Raw genomic sequence first — 20,430 nt, 5'->3', positions numbered from 1 at the left:
AACGGCAATAAATTTGTTTGGTAGCGACAGCCAACTTATCACGTCGTTACGAGGAGCGCAGCGACGCGGCAATCTCTCAGGGGCCGATAAAATTTCTCTGCTTACTCTGTGTTCCGTCCTATCGATTTCAGCAATCTCCTTGAGTATAGCGCAAGGCGGTGGAGATGTCACCGTCCTATGAGGAAACTGTAGGGAAAAAGTCATTTTGGTTTCCTAGTGCTAGCAGGGACGGTATAATAGTAATAATAAAGAAGGTTGCCGAGTAGGCTGGAATAAAAGGGGGGCTGCGGATGTTTCGGATATTGGTGGTCGAAGACGATAGTAAGCTGCGGGACTTGATCCTGTTGAATTTGCGCAAATGGGGCTTTGAAACGAAGGGCGTAGAAGATTTTTCCAAAGTTATGGAAGCGGTAGAGGAGCAGGACCCCCATTTGGTGCTGCTGGACATTAATTTGCCGATGTATGACGGCTTTTACTGGTGCCGCAAAATTCGCAGCACCAGCAAACGGCCTATTATTTTCATTTCCTCCCGAGGCGCTAACATGGATGTTGTTATGGCCGTAAATATGGGGGGCGATGATTTTGTACAAAAACCATTTTCCCTAGATGTCTTAGCGGCCAAAATGCAGGCCCTATTGCGGCGCACGTATTCCTATGGCAAAGAAGAGGGAGAAACCGTAGAGCACCGGGGGGCGGTGCTTCATTTGGGAGAGGGAGAGCTTCATTATCAGGATAAGAAGATCACACTGACGCGCAATGAACTGCGTATTTTGCATCTTTTGATCAAACATGGCGGCGAGGTGCTCAGCCGGGAAAAGATTATGCGCGCTCTCTGGGAGGATGAAAATTTTGTCGATGATAACACCTTGACGGTCAACATCAACCGCCTGCGGCGCAAACTGAGCGACGCGGGCCTGGAAGACTGGGTTGAAACCCGCAAGGGACAAGGGTATGTGCTTCTATGAATTGGCGTGATTATGCGCGCGATCAAGCTGGGCTTGCGGCGTGTCTGGTTTGCGTGACTATTTTTGTCGCTGCGATGACGGCGCTTGATAATACGTTGCATATGGATTCTGGGAATGTGGTATATATGATTGGCGTGTGCCTGTTCCTTTTCCTGCTCTACTGGCTGTGTGACTTTGCTGTGCGGCGGCGGCACTTGCGCCGTCTGCAGGAGGTACTGGCGGACGAAGAAGGGCTGGCGGATGCGGTAATGCCGCCGCTGCCGCGGCCGGCCAATCGAGAGCAGGCGCTATATCATGAGCTTTTGCAACGCATTTTTGCGGCGCAGGAGCGTCGTTATCGCCGCTTGCATCAAGAACGGCAGCAGCAGGGAGAATTTCTGGCTACCTGGGTGCATGACACGAAGATGCCGATTGCCGTATCGCGCCTGCTCTTGGAAGGGGCGGCGGATAAAGCGCCGGAAGAGTTACTGTCCAGCTTGGAAGAAGAGCTGGATCGCATTGAAGCCGGCGTGGAAAGGGTGCTCTATTCGGCCAAAATGGAGTCCTTTGCTAAGGACTATTTGATCCAGGAAGTGTGTCTGGAGCAGGTACTCAAAGAAGCCGTGAAGCGTCATTCGCGAACCTTCATCGCCAAGCGGATTCGCCTGGATTTGCGCGAATTGCCGGGGTTGGTGTTAAGTGATCGCAAATGGCTGAGTTTTATTTTGGATCAAATTTTATCCAACGCTCTGAAATATACGACAGTGGGAGGCTGCATCCGCGTGTTTTCCGAGGGCAAAGGCCGTCATTGGCGGCTGCTTTTGGAGGATAACGGTATCGGCATTCCTGCTGAGGATGTGCCGCGCATTTTTGACAGGGGTTTTACTGGACGCAATGGTCGAGAATTTCAGCATGCTACCGGCATGGGGCTTTATTTGGCGGCGCAGTTGGCGGACAAGCTGGGGCACCGTTTAGAAGTGGAGTCTAAAGAAGGAGAATATACGCGCCTGATTATTGATTTTTCTTGGTAAGGTGCGGGAAAGGAGGAGGCCTGTGAGTCCAGTGTTGGAAATGGAGCATGTTACTAAGATTTATGGCGCTAAAGGCGGTGCAACAGTCGCGTTAAATGATGTGTCGCTGCGAGTGATGCCTGGGGAGTTTATTGCGGTGATGGGGCCTTCCGGCGCGGGTAAGTCGACGCTTTTGAACCTGGCGGGAATGCTGGACCAGCCAACGTCGGGCAGCGTGTTTTTGGAAGGCCTGGATATGCAGCGGATGAAAAAAGAGGGGCTGGCGATGCTGCGAAGGCAAAAGCTGGGCTTTATTTTGCAAGAGGCCAATTTATTGGCTACGCTGACTTTGAAGGAAAACATGCTGTTGCCGTTATTACTGGCGAAGATGCCTGTGGAGGAAATGGAAAATCGGGTGGCTTACTTGGCGGAGCGCTTGGGTTTGCAGCGGGTATTGGAGCATTTTCCGCAGGAAGTCTCCGGCGGCGAGCGGCAGCGAACGGCTGCGGCGCGGGCTGTCATTCACAGGCCGCGGCTGGTGTTGGCGGACGAGCCTACTGGCGCGCTGGACTCCAAGGCCACGGCGGATTTGCTGCGCGTGCTAACCGAACTCAATGAAGAATATCAGACAACCTTGCTTTTGGTGACGCACGATCCTTTTGCAGCCAGCTACGCTAAGCGTATTTTGTTTATTAAAGATGGTCTGATTTTTACGGAGCTGCGCCATGGCGGCGACCGACGGGAATTTTTCCAGCGCATTTTGGATGTGTTAGCCATGCTCGGAGGTGACGGGCGTGACCTTATTTAAGCTGGCGCTTTTAAATGTGCGCAACAATCTGGAAAACTATACGGTATATTTTCTTTCCATGGCTTTCAATATTACCATTTACTATCTTTTTGCGTCTTTGCGCTTTTCTCAGGCGGTTCGCATGGTCGTAGAACGCGAACAGGAATTAGAACTTTTTTTTAATCTTTCTTCCGTAGCGGTGGCTTTATTTGCTGTTTTGTCCATCTGGTTTTCGACCTCTTTCTTTTTGCGTCGTCGTCGGGGCGAATTGGCGATTTACGGTCTTGTAGGCATGACGCGCCATCAAGTGGGAAAGCTGATTTTTTTTGAAACGTTTTTGGCGGGAGTGGCGGCGCTATTGATCGGTATTGTCTTTGGCGTGGTTATGGCTAAATTCTTTCAACTGTTGTTGATTTGGTTTCTTGGCTTTACAGGCGCAGTGCCTTTTGAAATTAGTTTGGCTGCTATTGGGCGGACGATAGCGATTTTTGGCGCATTGTTTATGGTTGCAGCTTTGTATGGCTATGCTTTACTGGCAAAGGTGACTCTGGGAACGATGCTGTATAAACGTAGGGAGACGCCGTCGCGGACGGAACCGTGCGGCTGCAAGGCCCTATGGATGCCACTGTTGCTGCTTTGCGGCTATGGTCTTTTGCCTTGGCAGCGGGGGCATGAGATTTGTTGGCTCCAAGTGATTTTGGCGGTGCTTTTTTTATGTCAGGGAACCTACGCGGCATTTCGTTATTTTTTGCCCTGCTTGCTGCAGCGGTTGAAGAAGCAGGACCGCTTTTTTCATCTCGTGCCGTTTTTAGCAGTGAATCAATTAAACGTATTTTTGCGCGGTCAAGTAAAACTGTTGACGCTGGTTACCCTTTTGGGTGCTGCGACCTTAACGGCTGTGGGCTTAAGTTATCATATTTACCAGGAGTTGCTGCAGGAGCGTATGGCGCAAATGCCTTTTTCTTTTGCTTATATGAGCGACGACCTTCAGGTGGATGCCAAAGTGCGCGCTATTATCGACGGTTATCCGCAGCATTTTATTGAAAGAGAAGTCGATGTGCGGTTTCTGCTGCTGCCGTTGACAGAGAAAGATCTGCCAGGGTGGCATGAAAAAGCAGAGTTGCAGGTAGTGTCGAGGGAAGCCTTCGCCCGGGCGGCGGCGGCCAAGGGCTTGGAGGTGTCATTGCCGGCGTTGGGCCCTCAAGAGGGCATCTATCTTTCGTATTATCGGGAGCCGGAGGAGCAGATGCCAGCCGGGAGGAATTTAGATTTGGGCAGAGCAGGCACGATTTTACTGGTGAAGCATTGGCCGTGGCCGGTATTGAATGAATCGGCGCGCGGACCGGCGTTAATCGTGTCGGATGAGACCTATGCCCAATGGAGCCCTTGGGCGCCGTCTTTACGGGGTAAGGCGTATATGGTCGATAATCTGCGGGAAAGCCGGGAACTGACAGATGACATATACCGCGTGGTGCCGGCAGAAGCGCAGTTGAGCTCTTTTTATGTCGATTTTCACCAGGCCGTAAAGCTTTGGGGCGTTTTTCTGTTTATGGGACTTTTTATCGGCACCATTGTGATTTCTTCCAGCTGCAGCATTCTTTCCTTTCAGTTTCTCAGCCAGATACAAATGAATAAGGAGTTTTATGAGCTGCTGCGGGGGCTGGGGGTAACCGCGGAAGAGGTACGTCTGATTTTGGCGGCGCAGCTCTTTCCTTGTGTGGCGTTTTCCTGGCTTTTGGCCATTTTTCATGCTTTTGTCGCCTTCTTTCTGTTCGGCAGCGTGTTTCAAGTATCGGTGCTGAGCTCCTCCCTTTTGAATATGGGGATTTATACGGTCGTGTACTGTGGGTACTATTTTCTTACCATTCATTCCTGCATCCGGGGGTTGGAAGCAGAATAAGCTTGTGCCCGATAAAAAATCGCACCGCGAAAATTTTTCGCGGTGCGATTTTTTGACGTAAGGATACTTACACTTTAAGCTATGGAACGAAAACTTAACTAAAAATTTACGGGAAGTTCACCTTTGCCGGGACCGGACCTTCTACAATAAGAATTGCAGGATCAGAATAAATAATAGCAGGTGTTGCAGGCATGAATAAACTTATAGAGCCGGCGGTTCGCTGGATGAACCGCTTGAAATACGCCTATAAATTTGCCGTGATCGGCGTTTTAATCGTTTTGCAGTCAGCGGTTTTGATGTATTTGCTGGTATCGGAGCTGAATAAAAATATTGAATTCCAATTTAGCCTTAGATTCTGATTCCGATACGTCGTATTTGGTAGATATGGTTCTGCGGAAAATGCCGAATTTGTTGGAACGTTTGAATGCGGCGCAGACCTTGGAGGTAGAACTGTTCAGCCAGGCTCTCTCAAGAGAGAGAAAAAATCAGTTTTTGCAGTATGTAGGCTTGATCCGTTCGGATTTGGATCTGGTGGACTACAATGTCAAACAGGTATTGCGGCATAACGAGCCGGTACGCAGCCGTCTGCAGCCGGTGACAACCGCGCTGGTTGATGCGGCGCCTATTTTTGCCTGGAATTTTGAGCAGAAAACCATTGGACAGCAAGGCCTCCCTATATCCCGGGAACTGCTGAAAGCTACAGGGACGCGAGCCGTTCAAGAAGCGATCCGGACGCAGGACGAGACCTTTCAAATGATTGACGAATTGCTGGCGTTGCGCATTGATGCCTACATAAGCTACCGTAACGCCGTTAGTGTTTTTGCCGGCGGCATTCTGCTCTTGTTGGGATATTTATTCTGCGGCTTTGATATGTCAGTGCGCAAACGGATGTATCAGTTAAATTCGCTGATGGCCTGCGTAGCCAAAGGTGGTCTGCAGGCGCGAGGGCGCAGTGATGCAAATGACGAAATGGGCGAGCTGACTTGCGAAATCAATCGCACTTTGGATTCGCTGCAAAGGATGTACGAAGAAGTGCAGCAATCTCACGCAACGTTGGAGCGGTGGAACCTGGAGCTGGAAGGAAAGATTAAAGAGCGGACGGCGGCGCTGCAAAACTTGCTGGATTACGCCGGCCAGGGCTTTTTGTCTTTTGGCGGCGACCTGCAAATCGACAAGGAATATAGCGCCGAATGCACCGCCATCTTCCGCCGGGAGATAGCGGGAGAAAACGCCTGTGCGCTTCTTTGCCCGGAGGCGGAGGCGCAGCAAGTGTTTGTAGCTGCGGTGCTCGCGAAGATCTTGGCGGAAAACAGCGCTGCTTTGCAGGAAACGTACTTTTCCCTTTTGCCGGAAGCTATTTCTCTTGGAGCAAGGTATATCAGCGTTACATACAAGGTTATTGAAGGAGGGCAGCAAGGAGGGTCACGTAAAATCATGCTGATCCTGACCGATCGGACGGCGCAGAAGGCCCTAGAGGAACAAATGCAGGCGGAGCGCGACGTGCTGGCGATGATTGTGCAGGTGGTGACCCATGCGGCGGATTTCTTTGCCGCGGTCAATCAATATACTCTCTTTTGTCGGGAAGGTATGGCGGAGCTGCTGCGCAGCAAAAAAGAACCGGCCGACGTATTGGCGGATTTATTTCGCGTAGTTCATACCTTCAAAGGCACTTTCGGTCAATTGCGGCTGCGTCAAACCATGGGCTTCTTGCATGAGATGGAGGATCGCTTGGCGGCGATTCGGACGCAGGAAGGGGCGGATATGGAAAAAAGCGAGCTGGAAAAGAATCTGGCTGGCTTTACGCCGGAGCGGATGCTGAGCTGGCTCCAAGAAGATGTGCGAGTATTGGAAGATAAGCTGGGACAGGATTTTTTCCAACGGAAAAATGTTTTGGTTATTGACAATGAGAGGTTGCTGGAACTCGAAGAGAAGATGCAAGCGGCACTGTCGCCGGAAGAATGCGGCATGCTCTTGACCGCTATTCGTCGCCTTCGCTATAAGCCGCTGCAGGAGCTGCTGCAATCCTTTCCTGAATACACATGCGGCTTGGCCGAGCGCCATGGCAAAGCGGTCCATTCTTTTGCGGTCCATGGCGGGACGATGATGGTGGATCCGGCGCGGTACTATGATTTTGTCAAGTCGATGGGGCATGTTTTTCGCAATGCCGTCATGCATGGCTTGGAAACGATGGAAGAACGCTTGGAAAGCGGCAAGGATGAGCTTGGCGTTATTGCCTGCTCTGTTCGAGAGGAAGAAGGCGGGGTTTGCATTACTGTCGCCGACGATGGCCGAGGTATGGATCCCAAAGTCATTCGGGATTTGGCGTTGGAAAAAGGGCTGTGCTCCTTGGCGGACGTGCAGCGGCTGGGGCCGGAAGAGTGGCTGCGGTTTATTTTTGCTGACGGTTTTTCCGCAGCCGAAGAGGTGGATGAACTGGCTGGACGCGGCGTCGGTTTAGCGGCGGTGCGTATGGAGCTCGAAAAGCTGGGCGGGATGGTTACTGTGCGCAGTGTTTTGGGTGAAGGCACGGAGTTTTCCTTTTTCCTGCCCTATGAAAAGGCGGAAGAAGCCGAGTCGCTTTCCATACGAGATTTGGCCAAACCGCTGCTCCAGGCGGCGGAAGGGCTGCTGCAAGAGCAATGCGGCCTAGCGGTAACGCGCATTCATTATTTGGACAGTGCGTCCGAAGGAAATCTGCAGCTGCGCAAAGTGTCCTCCTTTTTGAATGTCAAAGGCGGTCTTGCGGGCAAGATCCTGCTGAGCGCCGACGAAAAGATTGTGCAGGCTGGAATAAAAGCGAGAGTTAGGACGGCGGCGGAAGACAAGCTGGAGAATGTGCTCTCGCAGTATGCCCAACAGCTTTTTCGCCAAGCCCTAGAAGCCTGGCCACAAGGTCCGGCCGAAGTGAATGTGGAGCCTTTGCTCAGCCTGTTGGCAGAGGACGCTTCCGCCAAGTATTCGCACTCGCAGACATCTACGTGGGTGCTGGAAACACCGGCGGGCAGTCTGTCCCTAAGCCTCATTTACTAGTAAGACTGCATTTTAAAGAGACAATAAGTACACAGGGAGCTGCTGATTTAATGAGCGCTCTTTCAAAGTGAAAGCTTTTTCTGTCAGGCGAGGAAGAAAAAGCAGGCATAGCGGCGCTCTGCCGAGGCTTTCTGCCGAGGCTTTCTGACGACGCCTGACGGGAAAAGAACCGCTTTGAAGGAGATGCGAGTAAATTTGCGGTTCCCTTAAAGAAGGGAAGGAAGAAGCACATGGCCAGAGTGATGATTGTGGACGACGCCCTGATGATGCGTAAAACCTTACGGAGGATGTTGGAGAAGATTGACTGTGAAATCGTAGAGGAGGCCGCCAGCGGCGAGCAAGCGTTGGTAAAGTATGCGCAATGTTGTCCGGATTTGGTGACCATGGACTTGACCATGCCGGGTATGGGAGGCTTGGAAGCCATTCGGCAGCTAAAAGCGCAGGAGCCTGCGGCTAATATTCTCGTCATCAGCGCGCTGGGGCAAAAGCATGCGGTGTTTGAAGCATTGCAGCTGGGAGCAAAAAACTATATCGTCAAACCGATCAATGAAGAAAACCTGCAGTCGGTGGTGCGCCTGCTGTTAAGTGAAACTACAAAAGAGGCGGCTCATGGCTAGAAAAGGATTTCTAGGCCAAGCAAAGACTTGCAGTCCTGGCGAGGAGAGAGTATGTTAAATCAATTTTTTGGGCATTATTTGTTAAATAGGGGCTTGCTGGCGTCGGAAGAGCTTTGTAACGCCATCCGCCAGGAAAAGCAGGTCAAAGTTAAATTGGGAACCCTCGCGGTCAATCAGGGGTTGATGACGGCGGCGCAGGTGGAAGAGGTGCATGCTCTGCAACAGCGCTGCGATCAGCTATTTGGCAAGCTGGCGGTAGAGATGGGGTACTTAAACCAGGAGGAGGTGGAGCAGCTTTTGGCGCAACAGCAAGAAGAGCCGCTGGCGTTGCTGCAGACTATTTCCGATCAAGGGTATCTGCCATTAGCAAAGCTAGAGCAGGCGTTGCGGGAATTTCGCAGCGAATACGGCATGGAACCCGGCTATGACGCGACGCTGCCGTATCCGCTGCATTTGTTGTTTCCTTTTTTAGTGGAAGAAGATGCAGCTATCTATTTAGAAGCCTATGTGGGGCTGCTGCTGCGTAATATGGAGCGGTTTTTAGATGTGCCGTCGTATTTGCCTTGTGAAGAAGAAACGAAACTGTCGGTCAACAGCGCCGGGTATGTGGTTACGCAAAAAATTTATGGAGATAAAAGCTTTTTTACCGGCCTGAGGCTGAGGGAAAAAGCCTTGCTGGAGTTGGCCAGCCGTTTTTACGGCGAGCAACTGAACAAAGTAGACGAATTGGCGCTGGATTGTGTCGGAGAGTTTTTAAATGTACATAACGGTGTTTTCTGCGGACTTCTTTCCGGCAAAGGCGTCTGGGCGGACCTGGAGGCGCAGCAGGCTAACCCCTTTGGCTGTGAATTGCAAAGCCGTATTTATCGTTTGGACATTGGCACCTCCTTTGGACCGTTGGAAATGTTGTTTGCCGTACAATAACTTAGTGATAGTTTCTGATATAAAAACAAATGAAAACCGGCATTCTTGGTTCCTTGTGACAAGAATGCCGGTTTTATTTGTTGGCAGACAGGATTTAGCGCCTAAAGCGAGAAAGAACATAGAAGCAGTAAAATGTAAATAAAATACAAAGCTATTTACTGAATTGAGATGTGTCCAAAATTAACAAGAGGAGAGAATTAAATGAAAAAAGTGTGCCTTATGTTTGTATTGATGATGATTTTGGGAATGGGAACGGTCTGGGCGTCAGAAGACGCAGGTAAAGCGTCACAAGAGCAAAACAGCAAGCTGCCGCGGGTGGCTTTTCTCTATGTAAATAATGCTAAAACTGATTATGATGCCGAAATTGACGCGAAAATCCTGGAACATATGAAAAAAGTAGCCGCAGGCCGCTGGACTCTGGTGGCTGGCGATGCGTATAAGGACAAGCTGGCGTCCATGGGCATCCAAAGCGTTACCATGGCGGAGCGGGCGGATATTTTGGCGGTAGCCAAAGATTCCGACGCCGATGCCTTGTTGGTAGTGGAAATAGAGCCGTTTACGGTTCGTGATGTGATGACCTTCTTTACGGTGGGCAAGAAAGTGACTGCTTCCATTCCGGTAAAGGCTATTGACAGGCATACAGGGCTATACTTATATAATGGCAAATTTGTTGAAATGGGGCAGGACAATACCATGATCGGAGCCCTTGGCAACAAGTCGGTCAGCATGAAGGCGTTGGATCAGTTTTTTAGCAAGTTTGATGCCGTGGTACCGGAGAAATTTGCTAATGTGAAACGCGTGGCGGCGAATACAGAAAATAAATAGAGAAATTTAAGCGATAACCCAGGCGTTTTTTAAAGACGTCTGGGCTTTTTTTATAGCAGAATTTATAAGCTTTTACGGCTGCAAAAGGAGGAATGGCAAGGGTTTGTGGATAACGAACCGCGAAACACACGAAAGACGCGAAAGGGTTTTGAAGGGTTAGGAGCTTCTGTATAAACGGCGGCGTAACTGTATTTGAGACAAGATTTGCGCGCGCCTCCGATTCTTCTGTTCAATTTCCGTATTTTCCGTCAAAAGGCTGCGTTAGCACTTTTTCTTATGGCGCCAATACAGCCTTCCGGAAGTGTATTATTTCCTATAGGCAGCTGTTTAGGATTGCCGTTGCAGATTGGCGGAGCTGCTGTTGGCGTATTGGTGGTGGCGTGGTCGCAAAAGATGGCGGTTATTGACGTCAGAACCGATTCCATCTTGCGGCAGTACGCCAACATTGTGTCGGCGGCGTTGGCTAGAGCGCAAGACCATGAGTATATGTATGAGCTGGCCTATATTGACGAATTGACCGGGCTGCCCAATCGGCGAAATTTCTATAAACAGCTGCAGGAAAAGCTGGCGGCAGGGGAAACTCTCTTGGGCGGCTACGTCTTTTTGTTGGATTTGGACAACTTGAAGCTAATCAATGACTCCCTGGGGCATAGCCAAGGAGACCGTTTTATTTGTGCTGTGGCGGCTGCGCTCAAGTGTCGTGTGCCGGAAAGCGGTATTGTGGCCAGGCTGGGCGGCGACGAATTCGGCCTATGGCTTTCCTCTTCGGACTGTCAAGAGGCAGGACTAGTTGCGTCAGAGTTGCTGCAGTCGATTGAGGATGGTGAAACCGAGGGAGAGCATCCTTTGCATATAACGGCCAGTATGGGCATTGCCGCCTATCCGCGGGATGGTCTGACTGTGGAAGAATTATTGCAAAATGCCGATGCTGCATTGTATGAAGCCAAAGACAGCGGTAAAAATGCTTGGCGCATGTGTACAAGGGAACTGGTGCAGGAAAGCAGAGAGAAGCTGTTTTTGTCCAACGCCTTGCGCAGCGCCATTGTTAATCGCGAGTTTAGTCTGGCGTTCCAGCCGATTGTTGATGCTGCGAAAAATCTCGTGGCCTTTGAAGCGTTGCTGCGTTGGCGTAGTGCAGAATACGGGCAGGTGCCGCCAGGTAAGTTTATTCCGCTGGCGGAGCAATGCGGCTTGATGCCGCTCATTGGGCAGTGGGTGATGGAGCAAGCTTGCTGGTTTGCAGACCAATTAAGGCAGCAAGGCTTGGGCCAGATACGAGTGCATGTGAATGTATCGGCGCAGCAGTTAGAGGATGAAGCTTTTTGCGGTATGGTAGAAGACCTTTTGCGCGCTAAGCTGCAAGATCGCCGCGCCATTATTTTAGAGGTTACAGAGAGCGTATTCATGGCTTCGATCGGGCAAGCGGTAACTAGCTTGCATGAGTTGAAGCAACAAGGCCTAACTCTTTCCATGGATGACTTTGGCGAAGGGTTTTCCTCTTTGGCGCAGTTGTTGCGGTTACCTTTTGAGTCTTTGAAAATTTCTCGTACGCTGGTGCAAAATTTAGGCGACGATGAACGTCATCTGCAGTATATCGCGGCCATTGTGGAGATGATGCATGCGTTGGATATGGAGGTAGTCGCCGAAGGAGTGGAAACCGAGCTAGAATGGCAGAGTGTTGGAATTTGCGGCTTTGATTTAGTGCAGGGCTATTATATTGCGCGCCCTTTGACGGCGGACGCGGCGCTGGAGTGGGCGCGGGAGAATAAGAATCAACAAACTGTTTAATGATTACAAAAAATGTTGACAACAGATGTGCCTTCTTTTAAGATGGAAGTATTCCATTTTGAAAGAAGGCTGTTGTTTTATGAAACGGATTTTGACGGTGTTGGCGGGCTGTCTGTCTATAAGTCTGGGCATTTTGATTTTTAAGTATGCGCATATCACCACCGGAGGCACGACAGGCTTGGCCCTTAACCTGGCCTATTGGCTGCAGATTCCTTTTGACGGCCTGTTTTTTGTGGTGAATACGCCGTTTTACATTTTGTCGCTCAAGCGGCTGGGTTGGAAGTTTACGGCTAGCACCTTGTTGTCGGTTGTGACCGTGGTGTTGCTGACTGGTGTGGAGCGTGTCCTGCCGGCGATGCAACTAGATCCCTTGTTTGGAGCTCTTGCGGGCGGCGTACTAGCGGGATTAGGCCTGTCGTTGCTCTTTATGGGGCAAAGCTCGCTGGGAGGGACCGGCGTGTTGACTGTGTATTTGCAGCAGCGCTATGGCTGGGATCCGGGGAAGCTCAATTTTTGCTTTGATGCCGTGATTGTAGGTTCCAGTATGTTAGTGGTCGGTGCTGGAGAGGCCTTGTTTTCAGCGCTGTCCATTGTGGTGGTGTCTAGCGTGATCAGCTTGTTTAGAAAGCGCATCGCCAGTTCCTATCGGACGCCGGAGGCGCATGCCGAAGCGGCGTAGACGCGTTGGACGAACAAGATAGCTGGATACCATGATATTATAAACAGGAGTATAGGGAGTAGAGTGAGGGTACGATGGAATAGAAAGAGTAATCCGGTTTATAGAGATGGAAAGCCGTTTTTTTAGCGGCTTTTTTTATACCATGATTTGTGAACGGCGTCTCCTGTTTTTGCGTCCTGCGGACCGTCTGGCTCCAAAAAGTATAAAATACAATCACTGCCACCGTAGCCTCATTCGTTCCCTCCATCTACTCACTCTACTCTTGTTCAATTTTCGTTTCGTACTTTTGTCTTGAAATGATATGATAGAGGCAAAGGCGGTGAAGGTTTTGCAAAAAGAAGCGGCTCTGGAATTTTTGGATCGCTTGGCGGCAGGAATGGCGCAGATGTTTGGCCCGTCCTGCGAAGTGGTAATTCATGATATGAACAATAAAGAAAGCTCCATTGTGTCGATCTATCATGGCGAGGTGACTAAGCGTCAGGTGGGCGACAGCTTGTCTATTTTGGGCGTGCAGAAGCTGGACGAATTTTTTGAGGGCCGGGACTTTGTGAACAGCCAGGGGAAAACGAAGGAAGGGCGGCTTTTAAAAAGCTCCACTTTTCATTTGCGCGGCGAAGATTATCATTATGCCATAGGCATCAACTACGATTATACCCATCTGGAATTGGCAAAATCGGTGCTGGCGGAACTGACGGCTGTGGGCGCGCCGATTGAAGAGGAGCTTCATGCCTCGGCGCCTACGTTGGATTCCATTTTTGAGGCTTGCTTGCAGCGTTTGGGAAAACCCGTAGCCTTGCTCAACCGTGAGGATCGGCTGCAGATGATTGCGCTTCTGAGTGAGCAAGGGGCGTTTCAATTTGCCAAAAGCATTCCTGCGATTGCGGAAAAATTAAATGTGTCCCGCTTTACCATCTATAAGTATCTAAAAGAGCGGTCTTGAGGGGAACGGCACACAGAGTAACAGAGAAAAGCCAGAGGTAACAGAGAAAAAAGCAGGATTGAACAAGAGAATCGGAGTCACGGGAGGGATCGACTGAGGGGTTACAGGGTACGGAAGACAGAGTAAGCCGGATAAAGGCCAGAGAGAACATTGACGAGAGGTTGCCGCGGCGCTCCTCGCAACGACAGATGTTAGGCTGGCTTCGCGTCATTGCGAGCGGAGCGAAGCAATCTCTTCGTAGTACAGGGGAACGGAGACTTGGAGAATAAATCGGTCCTTCTTGGCGCAGGCGGCAGGATTTTGAGAGATAACGTATAATATCACAGTAGAGAGAAATGCGGGAAAGCAGCGTGGCGGCGTTGGCTTTCCTTTTTTTGCATAGCAAGGAGTGTTGGGGATTGTCGGAGCAGCGCAGGCAGTTGGTGGCCCGCAATTTTTGGGAAAGCGTACCATTAGAGAAACGGGCTTTTGTCGCCGCTAGGCTGCCGGAGTATTTAGCCAAACTTTCAGGGCCGTTGTTTGCCCAGACGAAAGGGATGTATGTTCGCTCACTACAGGGCGGCGCGCGGACGGTTTATAAATTTCGCGTCAACAGCGGCGACCGAATTTTGTTTTTGTATGCTAGAGATATTCCCGGTTTGCGTCGGGAGGTGGCATCGGACAGCGTGGTGCTTTTAGAATACTGTAAGCATGATACGCAGGTGCGGCGAGGCGTTTCGCTGCAAGCGGCTGCAGCTGCAGCCGGAGCGGAGGATGCGGCATTTTGCGAAGAACCTTACGAAGAAGTCGGAGAAAGTGAGGCTTTGCGCCGGAGTCAGCAATACTGGGGCAATGTGCCGCAGATTCTTGATGCAGCCGCCTGGTATTTAACTACCGATGAAGGCTTGGCTCGCTTGGTAGAGGAAGGCCGGGGCGACTGGCAGCTATATCTCAGCCAAGAGCAGTATGACTGTGTGCTTAGCGAAGGCGAGCCGTTGTTTCTTGCTGGCGGAGCCGGTACCGGCAAGTCGACCGTGGGGCTGCATAAGCTGATGGCGCGGAGTTCTCAGGAAGCTAAGCTGGGCTATTTTACGTATGCCAAGCGGCTGAGGGATGATACCCAGGCCTTGTATGAAGCGTGGTGTGAGGGAGCGTCGGAATCGGTCCGAGCGCAAACGGAGTTTCATTGTGTAGCATCCTACTGTCGGGAACGGTTGGACGTTAGGGAAAAAGCCGTAGTCTCGTTCCGGGTTTTTGAAAGCCAATTTTGGCGGGTCTATGGGAGCGCCAGCAGCTTCTCTGCTGCCGACGCCTGGCAGGAGATTCGAGGGCTTTTAAAGGGTGGTATGGGGCGTCACTGGCTGCGGCAAGATTTGTTGCTGCAACGCAAGTATTCAATAGAGGAAGAAACGGCGCGCTGGCTGGAGGACATTGGGTTTTGGCAAGAAGACGGTCACGGCTGGTGGCGCATTTTGCGCCGTGACGGCAGCCAAGGTTTATTTCAAGGCGCTGTCGGAGCTCCTTCAAAGGCGGTAAAAAAAGAAGCCTTGGCGCTTTTGGCGCGGCTGCAGCAGGAAATATATCAGATGTCTTTGCTGCCGAAGGATACGTATTTGCAGCTGCCGCTGGACCATTCTCTCTTTGGGGCGGAACAGCGCGAGCAGCTTTATGAAGTGGCGCTGCAATATCAACAGTGGCTGGAAAGCCAGCAGCTGCTGGATGAAAACGACATGGCTCGGCAAGGTCTCGCTAGGTTGGCGGCAGGAAGGCTGCAGCCGGAGTTCGATTACCTGGTGATTGATGAAGTGCAGGATTTAAGTGAGCTGCAGCTCTACTTTTTACTGGCCTGCAAGAAGCACAACGACCATGATTTTCATTCCTTTTTATTCAGCGGTGATGTGCAGCAGACAATTAACCCGACGTATTTCGACTTTGGCCGTCTGCGCATGCCTTTTCATTATCGCGGGCATCTGCGGACGCAGCTGCGGGTTTTGACGAAAAATTATCGCTGCCGGGAGCCCATTGTGGCTCTAGGCAATGCGTTGGCGCAGTTTCGCAGCCGTTGGTGCGGCGCTTCAGACCAAGAAGAGACGCAGTTGCTGCAGCCGCTTTTGCCGGGGGCGTTCAAACCGCAATGGCTGCAGGCGCAGCCGGATAATGCCAGAGAACTCTTGGCGGCGGCGGCGGATGTACAGCGCGGCTATGTAACGGTGCTGGTAGCCAATGAACAAGAAAAGAAGCGTCTTTTGTCCGGCGGTTACGGACGGCATAACGTCTATACGGTTCAGGAATTTAAAGGGGCGGAAGATGATTATATCATTGCTTATCGCTTGCTTAGTTCGGCCAAGGACGCTTGGGAGGAGCTGCTGGGCGGTCAGGGACGAGGGCAGCTGCGCCTTAGGTATCAGGCTAATCTTCTCTATGTAGCTATTACCAGAGCCAAGGAACGCCTGTGTTTCTATGAAGATGACGCACCGGCGGGGGTGCTGGCGGCGTTGGCGAACTGGCTGGAAGAGGTAGCCGTGTTTGATGCATCCCGTCTTGGCTTGCAGGGAATTTCGGAAGCGGCGGCGCTGCTGGAAAAGGCGCGGGAGCGCGAGCGCGAAGAATACTACTTGGATGCCAGCGATTTGTACGCGCAAGCTGGCGATAGCGTTTCCGCTTCTCGCTGCTTGGGGGCGGAAGCCGAGGCGGCAGGGCAGGCGGAAGAGGCCTTGACGCATTATGAGCGGGCCGGCGAATGGGAGCGCGTACTGAACTTGGCGAAGGATACGACGAATGAGCTGGCGGCGCTGCGGGCGATGCTGCACTTGCAACGCTCCTATGAAGAGGTGGAAGGGTATTTTGAGCCCCATGAAGAACGCTTGCCTTCAGTCATGGCGGCTATTTCCCGGGAAAAGGATATGGAGGCTCTGGCGGTGGAAGTCTATTGGCTGCCTAAAATGCAAGCCTTTACACAGGCCTGCGAGGAATGCGCCTACGAATTGGAATTTCTTTCTCTGGCGAAAGCGGAAGGAGGTAAACCCTAATGGAAGAAACGGAAATCCAGGTGCTGTTGCACCAGTTTAGTCAAAGCAGTAATGCTTTGAAGAAAGTAACCAAACGGATTATTGCCTTGCAGACCCTGGCGCAAGAGCTGCAGGACGCGGCCAGCGCTTTTGAAGAAGATCAACCGATGGAAGCCGTGGTTGAGCATTTGGAGCGGCAGTTGGGCAGCTTTGTTTCGGTCCAAAGCGAGATCAAAAGCTTGCGCCAAGATCAAGATGAATTGCAAGTTCAAGTGCGGTTGTTGGAAGAAAAGATAGGAGAATTGAGCCGAGGGCAGGAGGCGCTGCACCAGGACGTGAAGGAGTGCAAATCGCTCTTGCAGGAATCCTTGGCCGTGCAGCGGGCGCTTTTGGACCGCCTGCCGCCGGTGGCGGAAGAAGTAGAGTAAGAAGAAAGAAGGAACTTGATTCATGACAAACGCAGCAGACTGGCTGCTCTATAACGCCCGCATATGGACGGGCGAGGCGGAGCAGCCTTGGGCCCAGGCCTTGGCGGTGCGCGGCGAGCGCATCGTCGCGGTGGGCGCAGACGAAGAAATAAAGAAGCTGGCCGGCTTGAAAACGTCCTGCGTAGACGCTGGCGGCAAGCTGGTGCTGCCGGGCTTTATCGACAACCACACCCATTTTTTGATTGGCGGCTTCCAACTTTTGTCGCTGGACTTGCGGACGGTAACGTGCAAAGAAGAATTCATCGCAGCTGTGCGGCAGCGGGCGGCAGAATTGCCGTCCGACGCTGTCTTAGGAGGCGGCGGCTGGAGCAATGATCAGTGGACGCAAACAGATCTGCCGCATCGCTCCTGGGTGGATTCCTTTACACGGGAAAGACCGGTTTTTTTACATCGCAGCGATTTGCACATCGCTTTTGCCAACAGCGCGGCGTTGCGGCTGGCGGGCATTGATAAGAATTCGCCGGACCCGGTGGGCGGGCAAATTCTACGGGACGAGGACACAGGCGAGCCAACGGGTATTCTTAAGGATAATGCGGTAAAACTGCTGCAGGAGAAGCTGCCCGCTCCGTCGCCGGAAGAATACGATCAGGCGCTGCAGGCGGCGATGGACTGCGCCCTTCGTTCCGGTGTCACTTCGGTGCAGGACGTGACGGCCTGGAGAGATTGGCTGGACTGGGAGTGCCTGCTGCGCTTTCAGAAAAAGCAGGCCTTAGCGGTGCGCATTTATGCGCGTACCCAGATTCATGAGTGGGAAAAACAGCTGCAGCTGCGCCAAGACGGTTTCGCAGACGATGCCTGGCTGCGCCTGGGCGGTCTCAAAGGATTTGTGGATGGCTCGCTGGGGTCCGGTACGGCGTATATGTGCGAGCCTTATGACGACGCGCCGGAAACCTGCGGTTTGTTGACGGAGCAGATGCTGCCGGAAGGCATTATGAAAGAACGCCTTGCCGCGGCGGATCGCGCCGGTTTGGCGGCGTCGCTGCACGCTATTGGCGACAAGGCCAATCAGCTCTTGCTGGATATTTTTGAAGAAGTTGAGGCGGAAAACGGGCCGAGGGATCGACGTTTTCGCATTGAACATGCCCAGCACTTGCGTCGCGAGGACATCGGACGCATGGCGCGTTTGGGCGTTTTGGCGTCGGTGCAGCCGGGGCATGTGGCGGATGACGGTTGTTGGGCGGAAAAACGCATCGGCGCGGAACGCTGCCGTACGACCTATGCCTTCCGCTCGCTCTTGGAGGCTGGCGTGCCCCTTTCGTTCGGGACCGATTGGCCGGTAGTGCCCTTAGACCCTTTTCAGGGGATTTACACAGCCGTTACGCGACGGACGCTGGATGGCAAGCATCCAGAAGGCTGGGTGCCGGAAGAAAAGCTGACTCTCGAAGACGCCGTGCGCGCCTATACCTTGGGCGGCGCCTATGCGGAGTTCGGCGAGCAGGAAAAAGGCTCGCTAAAAGCAGAAAAACTGGCGGATTTAATTATGGTGTCGCAGGATGTTTTTCAGGTTCCCGTGGACGAGTTGCCGAAGACCAAGGTGCTGCTGACCATGGTCGGCGGCCAGGTTCGCTATAAAAATAAGGATTGAACAAGAGAGCCGGCGGTAGGGAAAGAAAACGGAACAGAGAGGAACAGAGTAACAGAGGGGACGCAGAGACGGACAAGGATTTAAATAGAGTCGTGAGTGATTATCATAAAAACCTCTGTTTACTCTGGCTTTTCTCTGATTCTCTGTGTTCCGTACCTTCCTCTGGTTCGTTTAATTGACATATCTACTTTAGCATGCTATGCTAATTCGAACAAACGATTGTTTGAATTAGGGGGGCGAATAACTATGGAAGATAAAGACAGCCGCGCCAAGCTGCTGGCGATAGCGACGGATTTGTTTGCATGCAAAGGCTTTGCCGCTGTATCGGTACGAGAGCTGACGCAGCAGGCTAAGCTCAATGTGTCGGCGGTATCCTATCATTTTGGAGGCAAAGAAGGCTTATATCAGGCGGTATTGGAGGAGCAGTTCCGGCCTATTCGCGAGAGCATGGAAACGATGCAGGCGCAGACGCCGTCGACGCCGATTGCCAAGCTGGAGATGTATGCGAATCGAGTAACCTACATTCACGGGCAGCGGCCCTATTTGTCTCGTTTTATCATGAGAGAGCTGCTGAAGCCCACTGCCTATGGCGGACCGATCGTGGAGCGTCATTTAGGCGAAGTATATCAATTTGTCATGGAGACGTTGCGCGAAGGCATGGAGCAGGGCCTGTTTCGGCAAGGTCTGGATGTGGCCCATGCGGCAATATCCATGGCGGGCATTCTTAATTTTTATTTCATCACGAAACCGCTGGCAGAAAAAATGGTGCCTTTGGGGGAAGATTCGGATGCTAAATATGCGATGCAGGCGTTTCAGCTGTATTTATACGGCATTGTGGATTCAAAGACAAAAGGAAACGAGAATGGGTGAGCGCAATGAAGGATAAAAAGAAACTATTTCGGATTGCCTTGCTTTTTTTACTGGCCGCGTCTGTAGCCAGCGGCTGGTATATCTGGCAGGACGGCAAGGTTACGACGGACAATGCGGCTATTGAAGGTACGATCGTGACATTGAGTCCCAAAGTTCAGGGCTATGTCAAAGCGGTACATATTAAAGATAATCAAGTCGTGAAAGCCGGCGATGTGCTGGTAGAAATCGATCCTGTGGACTATCAGATTAAGCGGGATCGGGCGGCGGCGGCCTTGTCGGCAGCCAAAGCGGCTGCTGGTGCGGCGCAAAGCAGCCTGGCCACGACGTCCATTTCCGCTCCGTCTGGCTTAGAAGGGGCTCGGGCGCAGGTGGCGTCGGCGCAGGCGAACTGGGAGAAAGCGGCGGCTGACCGGCAGCGTATGGAAAGCCTTTTTCGCGAAGGCGCCTGCTCACAGCAGCAGTGGGATCAAGCGGTAGCTACGGAAGCTTCCTTACGGGCGGCGCTGGAAAAAAGCCAAGCCGACGCTCGTTCGGCGTCAACGGCGTCCAGCGTTATCGCTACGGCGCAAAGTACAACAGAGCAGCTGTCGGCGCAGGTGCGTCAGGCCGAAGTGGAGCTGGCGCAAGCGGAGCAGGATTTAGCAAATACGAAAATTATTGCTCCGGTGGACGGGCGGATTACCAAACGCAGCGTGGAACTAGGAAACTACGTCCAGGCGGGGCAGCAACTGGGCTCTTTAGTTGGGACGGAGTTATGGGTTGTGGCCAATTTTAAGGAAACCCAGCTTAAGCGCATGCACCCGGGACAGACGGCGGAAATACGCATTGACGCTTACCCCGGCGTTACGCTAAAAGGGCGCGTGGACAGCTTGCAGGCGGGAACGGGCGCGCATTTTTCCTTGTTTCCGGCGGAAAATGCCACCGGTAATTTTGTAAAAGTGGTGCAGCGGGTACCGGTCAAGATCGTTTTAGAAGCGCAGCCGGAAAGCTCCATCCATCTGGGGCCCGGCATGTCCGTAGAGCCCACGGTATTTACGGAAGGAACGGTTCTTTAAG

Annotated in this window: 17 protein-coding genes; all 17 read left to right on the top strand. The window is 52.1% G+C overall.

What is annotated here, in order from left to right; translation table 11 throughout:
• Positions 1–290: 290 nt before the first annotated feature.
• Entirely contained in the window at positions 291–965 is a 675-nt protein-coding gene (locus tag PHF27_RS01520; RefSeq protein WP_300065201.1) for a response regulator transcription factor, read from the top strand.
• On the top strand, positions 962–1,975 hold the full coding sequence (locus PHF27_RS01515) for a sensor histidine kinase (protein WP_300065199.1): 1,014 nt from the start codon (positions 962–964) through the stop codon (positions 1,973–1,975). The genes PHF27_RS01520 and PHF27_RS01515 overlap by 4 nt, the downstream gene beginning before the upstream one ends.
• A gap of 22 nt (positions 1,976–1,997) precedes the next feature.
• Entirely contained in the window at positions 1,998–2,762 is a 765-nt protein-coding gene (locus tag PHF27_RS01510; RefSeq protein WP_300065197.1) for an ABC transporter ATP-binding protein, read from the top strand.
• The gene (locus PHF27_RS01505; RefSeq protein WP_300065195.1) at positions 2,749–4,641 is read left to right on the top strand and encodes an ABC transporter permease; all 1,893 of its coding nucleotides are present in this window, start codon (positions 2,749–2,751) and stop codon (positions 4,639–4,641) included. Before PHF27_RS01510 ends, PHF27_RS01505 begins: the two co-directional genes overlap by 14 nt.
• Before the next feature lie 191 nt (positions 4,642–4,832).
• Positions 4,833–5,000, top strand: a complete 168-nt coding sequence (locus tag PHF27_RS01500) for a hypothetical protein (RefSeq protein WP_300065193.1) — start codon at positions 4,833–4,835, stop codon at positions 4,998–5,000.
• Entirely contained in the window at positions 4,972–7,671 is a 2,700-nt protein-coding gene (locus tag PHF27_RS01495) for an ATP-binding protein (RefSeq protein ID WP_300065191.1), read from the top strand. The genes PHF27_RS01500 and PHF27_RS01495 overlap by 29 nt, the downstream gene beginning before the upstream one ends.
• 230 nt (positions 7,672–7,901) lie before the next feature.
• Positions 7,902–8,288: a response regulator gene (locus tag PHF27_RS01490; RefSeq protein ID WP_300065189.1), complete on the top strand. Its 387-nt coding sequence runs from the start codon at positions 7,902–7,904 to the stop codon at positions 8,286–8,288.
• Positions 8,289–8,339: 51 nt separating this feature from the next.
• A complete protein-coding gene (locus PHF27_RS01485; protein WP_300065187.1) occupies positions 8,340–9,212 on the top strand; it encodes a hypothetical protein in 873 nt (290 codons plus the stop codon).
• 201 nt (positions 9,213–9,413) lie between these two features.
• Positions 9,414–10,037, top strand: a complete 624-nt coding sequence (locus PHF27_RS01480) for a hypothetical protein (protein ID WP_300065185.1) — start codon at positions 9,414–9,416, stop codon at positions 10,035–10,037.
• Positions 10,038–10,370: 333 nt separating this feature from the next.
• Entirely contained in the window at positions 10,371–11,825 is a 1,455-nt protein-coding gene (locus PHF27_RS01475; protein WP_300065183.1) for an EAL domain-containing protein, read from the top strand.
• A gap of 79 nt (positions 11,826–11,904) precedes the next feature.
• A complete protein-coding gene (locus PHF27_RS01470; protein ID WP_300065181.1) occupies positions 11,905–12,504 on the top strand; it encodes a YitT family protein in 600 nt (199 codons plus the stop codon).
• 319 nt (positions 12,505–12,823) lie between these two features.
• Positions 12,824–13,444: a helix-turn-helix transcriptional regulator gene (locus tag PHF27_RS01465; protein WP_300065179.1), complete on the top strand. Its 621-nt coding sequence runs from the start codon at positions 12,824–12,826 to the stop codon at positions 13,442–13,444.
• 335 nt (positions 13,445–13,779) lie between these two features.
• A complete protein-coding gene (locus PHF27_RS01460) occupies positions 13,780–16,452 on the top strand; it encodes a UvrD-helicase domain-containing protein (RefSeq protein WP_300065177.1) in 2,673 nt (890 codons plus the stop codon).
• Positions 16,452–16,859, top strand: coding sequence for a hypothetical protein (locus PHF27_RS01455; protein ID WP_300065175.1), 408 nt, complete (start codon positions 16,452–16,454; stop codon positions 16,857–16,859). The genes PHF27_RS01460 and PHF27_RS01455 overlap by 1 nt, the downstream gene beginning before the upstream one ends.
• A gap of 22 nt (positions 16,860–16,881) precedes the next feature.
• Positions 16,882–18,504: an amidohydrolase gene (locus PHF27_RS01450; protein WP_300065173.1), complete on the top strand. Its 1,623-nt coding sequence runs from the start codon at positions 16,882–16,884 to the stop codon at positions 18,502–18,504.
• Positions 18,505–18,750: 246 nt separating this feature from the next.
• On the top strand, positions 18,751–19,374 hold the full coding sequence (locus tag PHF27_RS01445; protein ID WP_300065171.1) for a TetR family transcriptional regulator: 624 nt from the start codon (positions 18,751–18,753) through the stop codon (positions 19,372–19,374).
• 5 nt (positions 19,375–19,379) lie between these two features.
• The gene (locus PHF27_RS01440; RefSeq protein ID WP_300065169.1) at positions 19,380–20,429 is read left to right on the top strand and encodes an HlyD family secretion protein; all 1,050 of its coding nucleotides are present in this window, start codon (positions 19,380–19,382) and stop codon (positions 20,427–20,429) included.
• Position 20,430 lies beyond the last annotated feature (1 nt).

This window comes from Anaeromusa sp. (genome assembly GCF_028691475.1).
GTDB lineage: Bacteria > Bacillota > Negativicutes > Anaeromusales > Anaeromusaceae > Anaeromusa.
The sequence above is the reverse complement of the archived record's forward strand: the minus strand, read 5'-3'. Positions and strand labels throughout refer to the sequence as shown.